Annotated in this window: 5 protein-coding genes and 3 pseudogenes; 4 read left to right on the top strand and 4 right to left on the bottom strand. The window is 46.7% G+C overall.

The genetic code is table 11. The features are described 5' to 3' along the window. Positions 1-1,118 precede the first annotated feature (1,118 nt). From AAC854_RS20385 to AAC854_RS20375, 3 genes are all read left to right on the top strand, one after another. Entirely contained in the window at positions 1,119-1,385 is a 267-nt protein-coding gene (locus AAC854_RS20385) for a helix-turn-helix domain-containing protein (RefSeq protein WP_047961511.1), read from the top strand. 454 nt (positions 1,386-1,839) lie between these two features. Next, positions 1,840-3,057: an AAA family ATPase gene (locus AAC854_RS20380; protein WP_047961510.1), complete on the top strand. Its 1,218-nt coding sequence runs from the start codon at positions 1,840-1,842 to the stop codon at positions 3,055-3,057. Then, on the top strand, positions 3,047-4,027 hold the full coding sequence (locus AAC854_RS20375) for a ParB family protein (protein WP_340618695.1): 981 nt from the start codon (positions 3,047-3,049) through the stop codon (positions 4,025-4,027). Before AAC854_RS20380 ends, AAC854_RS20375 begins: the two co-directional genes overlap by 11 nt. 432 nt (positions 4,028-4,459) lie before the next feature. Here AAC854_RS20375 and AAC854_RS20370 read toward each other — a convergent pair. From AAC854_RS20370 to AAC854_RS24395, 3 genes and pseudogenes are all read right to left on the bottom strand, one after another. Further along, a pseudogene (locus AAC854_RS20370) lies at positions 4,460-4,717 on the bottom strand (hypothetical protein); the annotation flags it as partial. 47 nt (positions 4,718-4,764) lie between these two features. Continuing rightward, positions 4,765-5,013: pseudogene (locus tag AAC854_RS24400) on the bottom strand (IS66 family transposase); the annotation flags it as partial. A gap of 8 nt (positions 5,014-5,021) precedes the next feature. After that, positions 5,022-5,384 carry a DUF6444 domain-containing protein gene (locus AAC854_RS24395; protein ID WP_053067802.1) on the bottom strand — a complete coding sequence of 121 codons (363 nt, stop codon included), beginning with the start codon at positions 5,382-5,384 and terminating at the stop codon, positions 5,022-5,024. Between the two features lie 154 nt (positions 5,385-5,538). On the opposite strand from AAC854_RS24395, the pseudogene AAC854_RS20360 reads away from it, so the two are divergent. Then, a pseudogene (locus AAC854_RS20360) lies at positions 5,539-5,703 on the top strand (GNAT family N-acetyltransferase); the annotation flags it as partial. Positions 5,704-5,893: 190 nt separating this feature from the next. Here the strand turns inward: AAC854_RS20360 and AAC854_RS20355 are convergent. After that, on the bottom strand, positions 5,894-6,988 hold the full coding sequence (locus AAC854_RS20355) for an IS701 family transposase (protein WP_422824112.1): 1,095 nt from the start codon (positions 6,986-6,988) through the stop codon (positions 5,894-5,896). Positions 6,989-7,008: the final 20 nt, after the last annotated feature.

Here is a 7,008-nt window from a genome sequence, read left to right as displayed (position 1 = left end):
TTGCCGAGATCGATACCAATAAGGGTGACGTTTTGCATGATGGACTCTCCAGAAAAAATACTCTATAAAGAGTATGGTTCACAAGGTGGGGAAGACCATCTCATTAACTCCTGTAGCCTGAAAGGGAGAGCAAAATTGCGGTACATCTGCACACTTTTGGAAGCAGATATCGTCTGACGATGAAAGTTATCCTGTCACTTTATACACCGGACAGGCTTATCATACATATTGAGCAGTTTCCTGCCACGTTAACCATAACCCTTTTACTTTGTACTATTTTTATCCATGCTTTAATTCACGCACGATAAACGTCCCGAAAACTTCGCGGCGTCACTTGCGTTAAAGCGAAGCGATTACCAAGTGACGTCGCCACGCGTCAACGTCCAGAGCATGTCCTGTCTGGCTTTATGACTGATTTGAACCTCATTTTTACTCAGTGTCACCTCTTTCTATTAGCATTTTTATGCCTTAATTCACTTACTTCGTTTGTTTTTCACCCACTGCCTAGCACAGGCTGATGCAGTAAAAAGGAGATATCACACGTCACGAATAATGAGGCGTTCATCCTGAGCTAATCAGGCACTGAACGGGGAGTAATCCACCGCCGTGCTGAGCACGTAGCGAACTCCTGCAAAAACTTAACGCAACCCACGCCCTGTATACACATTATCTGACGTACCACGGAACGGTGAACCTAACCGACACGCAGGGAATGTTTCGAAATGAGTAAAATGAGTCTGAAAATCAAAGGGGAAATACGGATAGCGAAGCGATCACGAACGAGAACAAACAACAAAGATTGACTTAGCCGTCCGTATTCTCCTCTGAGTTTATGTGCTCTTGAGAAGAATTATAGCCGTTAAACTTAGTCGTTCTGTTATTGAGTAAGGTAAAACAATCAGTTAAAGTATTCCCGCCATCAGCACAATCTAATGGTCAAGGTTTAGCAGCCTTGTGCGCTTATACACTGGTAAGATGTTTTACCAGTGTGCCTGCATTCGCCTTTTCTATGGCGGTTCAGGTGGGGGAGACTCACGTCTCGCCGGAGTAAGCGCCGGTCTGCTAACCCTGTCTGAATCGCCACCATCAATATTAATTAATGGGAAGGGGTAGCAGGAATGAATAACAACATCAGAAACGACTGGCATCAAGCAGACATAATTGCTGCACTACGCAAACGTGGTACTACCTTAGCCGCTCTCTCCCGTAAAACGGGACTCAGCTCATCAACACTCGCCAATGCATTCAGCAGACCGTGGCCTAAAGGTGAATGGATCATCGCGGATTATCTCGGCATCCATCCATCAGAGATCTGGCCAAGTCGTTATTTTGATCAGCGTGGTCAACTTATTGAGCGCAAGATTCGCAATAAGTCACAGGAGTAACCCATCTTCGTTTTTTAGTCAGTTTGTGAAAATGATAAATTTTAATATGAAGCCGTGAGATTTAAATGGCAGCCTGATTTGGCCATTTTTAAACTCCACGGCTTTTTTGATTTATTTTGACTTTGTACACTATCTGCAACCATATATTCGTTGCTATGTTTACCAGCTCTCCTTTTTTATGTGGAATTTTGTGATCTCTCAATAGCCCACCTGATAAGCTGATTGAACCAGTACACAAGATTCCATCATTTCAATCCCTGAAATCGATGCGAAATTTTGGCGATTTCACCCTGAAATTTCTCATTAAATTACTTTTAAAACAATAATATAACCATTAAATACCTATGGAGAAAAATAAACAAAATAAAGCGTTTTTCAATTTAAAAAATTTACATTTATAGTTTTATGTAGGATATTTAAATAAAATCTAAAAACCTACACATACGGTAAAAACATGAATGAAACCTATAAACAATTAGATAAGGTTGCGCAAAGGTCAGTTCGTCTACTCCAGTCGCTCAGTGACCAAATCCAAAGCCAAAAGCTGGAGCTGAGTAAAACAGCTTATTATCAAACGTATTCAAAAGCGGCTCTCGCAAAATTACCAAAGTTAACACGTGCCAGCGTGGATTATGCCGTTAACGAAATGGAAGCGAAGGGATATGTATTTGGCAAGAAGCAAGCAGGTTCTTCATCCAAGTACGCGATGACAATTGAGAACATCATAGATCTGTACCATCACAGAGGCGTTCCCAAATACCGGGATCGCTACCATGAAGCATTGACCTTCTTTATCGGTAATTTAAAGGGGGGAGTATCTAAAACCGTCAGTACAGTTTCTCTGGCACATGCATTACGCACTCATCCACACCTGATTTTCGAAGACCTTAGGATCTTGGTTATCGACCTTGACCCACAAGCATCGGCAACCATGTTCCTTGATCATAAACAGTCTATCGGTTCTGTTGATACAACATCAGCCCAAGCCATGCTGCAAAATGTTTCGCGTGAAGAGTTACTATCTGAATTTATTACATCCTCAGTCGTTGCAGGCGTAGACATTATTCCGGCATCCATTGAAGACGCATTCATCGCATCACGTTGGGAAGAACTCTGCGCAGAACATCTATCAAACCAGAACATCTATACTGTCCTTCGCGAGAATATCATCGATAAAGTGAAACACGATTACGACTTCATCTTTATCGACAGCGGACCACACTTGGACTCTTTTCTGTCTAACGCGATCGCCGCCGCAGACTTTCTTATGACTCCAATCCCACCCGCACAAGTGGATTTTCACAGTACACTGAAATATCTTGCTCGCTTGCCGGAGCTGATAGAAATGATCGAGTCAACAGGTGCATCAACTCGGCTCAGCGGTAACATCGGCTTTATGTCCAAGTTAGTGAATAAAACTGATCACAAGCTGTGTCATAGCCTGGCAAAAGAGATTTTTGGTGGTGACATGCTTGATTTTGCTATCCCGCGACTGGACGGGTTCGAGCGTTGCGGCGAGTCCTTCGACACCGTTATTTCCGCAAATCCTGCCACGTATATCGGCAGTGGGGAAGCACTGAAGAATGCGAAAACAGCCGCAGAAGACTTCGCCAAAGCCGTTTTTGACCGAATTGAATTCATCAGAGTTAACAGGGGCAACAATGCAAGATAAAAAACGTCCAACTATCGGAAGAACATTCAATTCAGTATCCCTGGATACGCCGGCGGAAAACCAAACTACAGAACAGCGTTTCACACTGGCTTCGGGTCAAACTGCCATATTTCAACTAGAGCACATCCCAGCCGATAAACTGGAGTCCGAAACTACCGTTAATTTTTTAGTCAATGGCCGGGATCAAAGCGCACTGACAAAAGAATCTGTCAGCGACATCATGCGCACCATCAATCTTCAACAATTCTTCCCGGCAATCGGTCGTCGTATTGATGGCAAGATAGAGATTTTGGATGGTTCACGCAGACGTGCCGCCGCTATTTTCTGTGGTGTTGGTCTGGATACCCTAGTCACGAACACAAACATAAGTGCGGATGACGCAAGACAACTTGCCGCTGATATCCAAACTGCAAGAGAGCACAACATTCGTGAAGTCGGTTTGCGTCTGCTCCAGCTGCGAGAAGGGGGTATGACTCAGAAAGAAATCGCTGAGTCTAACAACATGTCACAAACTAAGGTGACTCGCGCAATCCAGTGTGCTTCAGTACCTAATGATATTGTTGCCGTATTCCCTGTTATCGCAGAACTGAGCTATCCAGATTATAAAGCGCTTTTGGACGTCACCGTTGACATCAAGAAAAACAACCTTTCGATTGATGAGGTCGTCAGTTGTGTGTGTGATGAAGTTCAACATATGGATAAATCCAAGCCGGTTGCTCCCGACGAAATGAAATCGAACATTATCAGACTGTTTAAAAAGTTTAGCAGCAACAAGGCAAAAAAATCCACAGCAGAAAAGCAGCAGGTAAGCCCGCTTTGGAACTTTAAAGATAAAGATTCATTTGCCCGCAAACGTGTTAAAAACAGAGCAGTGAGTTTTGAATTTAACCGCGTACCAAAAGAATTCGAGGAAGAACTGGAAAAAATGGTTCAGGTGTTAATGCGAAAACACTTCAATTTAAACAAATAATTCTCCAGACAATTTCACAATATAACCAAATGAATTTATTACGTTTATTTGAAAAATTTCAGGGTGAAATCGCCAAAGATTTCATGGCAGAAGAGCGACTTATCAAAGGCTGGGATTTTAATTTCTATAAGACTCTGGCAGTGCATTGATGGCTTGGAGTGTGAATCGATATTCCTCTGCTAGCCAACGATTCACTGTTTGTTTCCGCAGCAATCCTGCAGGCACCTTAACTAACCCTTGGGCTATCTCCACACCATATTCTTCAAGCAACTGGATGGCACGTACCGTTGACAAATGCCTGCCGGATTTGTTGGTAGTACGTAATTTTAAGGCAGCGATCAGCTCGCAATAATGCTCTAACTCAGGCTGGGACAAAACACGGGGAATACCATGATCACGCCGATAAACTGTGCGGGGTTTAAGAACACAGTGAAGAGCCCGATAAACGGTAGCAGCGGAAACTCCATACAGCTGTGCTATCGCAGCAATCTGTGTTGCCCGCTCCGGGATTTTAGGCGGCAGGCGGGATATCGCCGTGGCTCCCATTTTTTCAACCACATAAAGGCGGTACACTTCGGCAGGATCAATGGATGATTTCCGTCCACGGTACACACCACGCGCTTTTGCCGCCGCAATACCTTCCAGCTGACGCTCACGGCGCAGGTTAGTTTCAAATTCAGCGATTTGGCCGTTTCCGCATTACGGTAAGCGCGGATTTTCTGGTAAACCGCCTTGCTGCCGCTGAGCAGCCAGACCCAGCGGGTAGCCGCTTCTCCGTTGCGTTGATGGGGCGTTTCGTCAACATGGATAACCGCAGATTGCCTGACATAATGCCCTAACGCCTGATGCAGCGGCGTCAACATTGAACTGATCCGCCCCTGCGCTTCAGAGATAAGGCCCGTGGAAAAGTGGATGCCATAAGTGTCCCGGATCAGGCGCTGTATCTTACTGATGCTCAGAGGGTATTGTCCCGACAGAACCGCCATCTGGCTCATCAAACGGGGCCCCAGTTGTCCGGAAGGCGCATCGTCGGGTAACGTAGCCCGGACGGTGTGATGACAACACTGACAGCGGCCATGAAACAGTTGATATTCGGTGATATCCAGGGCGATTTTGGGCAGTTCGAATACCTGATGAGATAGGTCGGGGTCGTATTCGGCTCGACATGCCCGCCACAAAGGGCACAACCGTCATCGGGCAGACAGCGAACGATCGTATCCGTGTCTTTCAATGCACTCAGTGCCAGCCGGTCTTCGTATTCTCGAAGTTTGGCCCAGAGCTCCCGGATAAGGGCATTGGCTTCGCTGATGTTGCTCACTTCGGGTGGCTCAGCGGTAAAGTGCTTCTTCTTTTTCATGGGTGAAAAAGTTACCTGACTGGCAGGATCAAGCAACAGGAAAAAGCGGATCAAGCGATAAACATCACATTTTTGTGTCAATGGGGGACTGGTGAAGGGTTACAGTCATCGGATGACCGATTATAACATCAATGCAGATCATTTATCCGATCAACTTATTTGCAAGAAAGGCACAAAAGACGTTATTGGTTATTATTGTCTAAGCGCCGGCTCAATTAATCATATTGAATCTACCCCCTCGCTTAAACGCAATATGCCAGATCCTATCCCTGTGGTGCTTCTCGGCCGTCTGGCTGTCGATGTGGAGTATCAGGGGAAGAAGCTAGTACTACAGTCGTAACTGCTTTATGGGCAGATATTCCTTCCGGTCCGGTGGCGGTAATGACATTGTTGCGCATAGTACTGATGTCGTCGCCGCCAGTCTGACCAAGATAAAATCTGGTTTAGGGTTTCTCCTGCCTTTTTCATCATTTTTGACAACAGCTTACGCAGTTCCGATACCCTCAGGGCTACCCGTCCCTCCGGCGTTTTTTTTTCTCCTGTATTCGTAAAACCGCCAGTACCGCATGGGCCAATAATGACAACGTAATATGCCGATACCAGCTATGCCACTGCCGGACTTCGTAATGATCCAGACCACATTCCCCTTTCGTTTCCTCAAAGCCGCTTTCGATTTCCCAGCGATGCCCGGCCACCTGAACCAACGTGTTGAGGTCTGCCTGGTCTTTGTGGGCATAAACAACATAATAAGCCCGTTCTTGCTTATCATCCCGGCTACGCCGGATCAGGAGATAATGACCATAGCCGCGTTCCTCTTCACTCATCTGTAAACGCCAGAGCGGGATCCGCGCCCAGTCATACCAACGCTCTCCCTTTGTTCCCAACCCGGCTGACTGTTTTTCCCAATCGTCAGCCGTCAGACTGGCGGCAATCACGCCCGCTCTGACATAGCAAGGTGCTTGCCACCAAAGTGGTTCATTCTTAGGGATCGCGAGGACAAAAGGTTGATACCGGGCCTCCAGCCAGCATCGCAAGCGGCGGTCATGCCCATAGACCGCATCGGCGGTCACCCAACGGCAAGGCACGCCCGTGCTGAAGGCTCGTTCCAGCATTTGCCGGGCAAGCTGAGGTTTGGTGGCAAAGTTCACCGAATCAGGAATGCCGGCGGCTTCGCAACGCGGGCGATCCGCCGTCCACTGTTCGGGCAGGTATAATGCCCGGTCAATAAAAGCATGACCGCCATGACCGGCATAACACAGGAAGACGCCTATCTGACTGTTTTCGACCCGCCCGGCGGTGCCGCTATATTGGCGTTGGACGCCGGCAGAATGGGTGCCCTTTTTGATAAAGCCGGTTTCATCAATGATAAGAATACCTTGCTCATCACCCAGATGTTCAGTGATATAGTCGCGTAAGACATCGCGGGCGGCTTCTGCATCCCAGTGGGCGCGTTCCAGAAAATATTGAATGTTATCCGGCGAGCGTTCACCGAGCCATTCAGCCAGTTGCCAGCCATAATGAGATGGTCGCCCCCTACCTTGTGAACGATACTCTAACAGGGTATTTTTTTCTGGAGAGGCCATCATGCAAAACGTCACACTCATTGGTATCGATCTCGGTAAGC

Source organism: Xenorhabdus entomophaga (assembly GCF_037996725.1).
GTDB classification, from domain to species: Bacteria; Pseudomonadota; Gammaproteobacteria; order Enterobacterales; family Enterobacteriaceae; genus Xenorhabdus; species Xenorhabdus khoisanae.
This window is presented reverse-complemented; position numbering and strand designations above follow the sequence as displayed.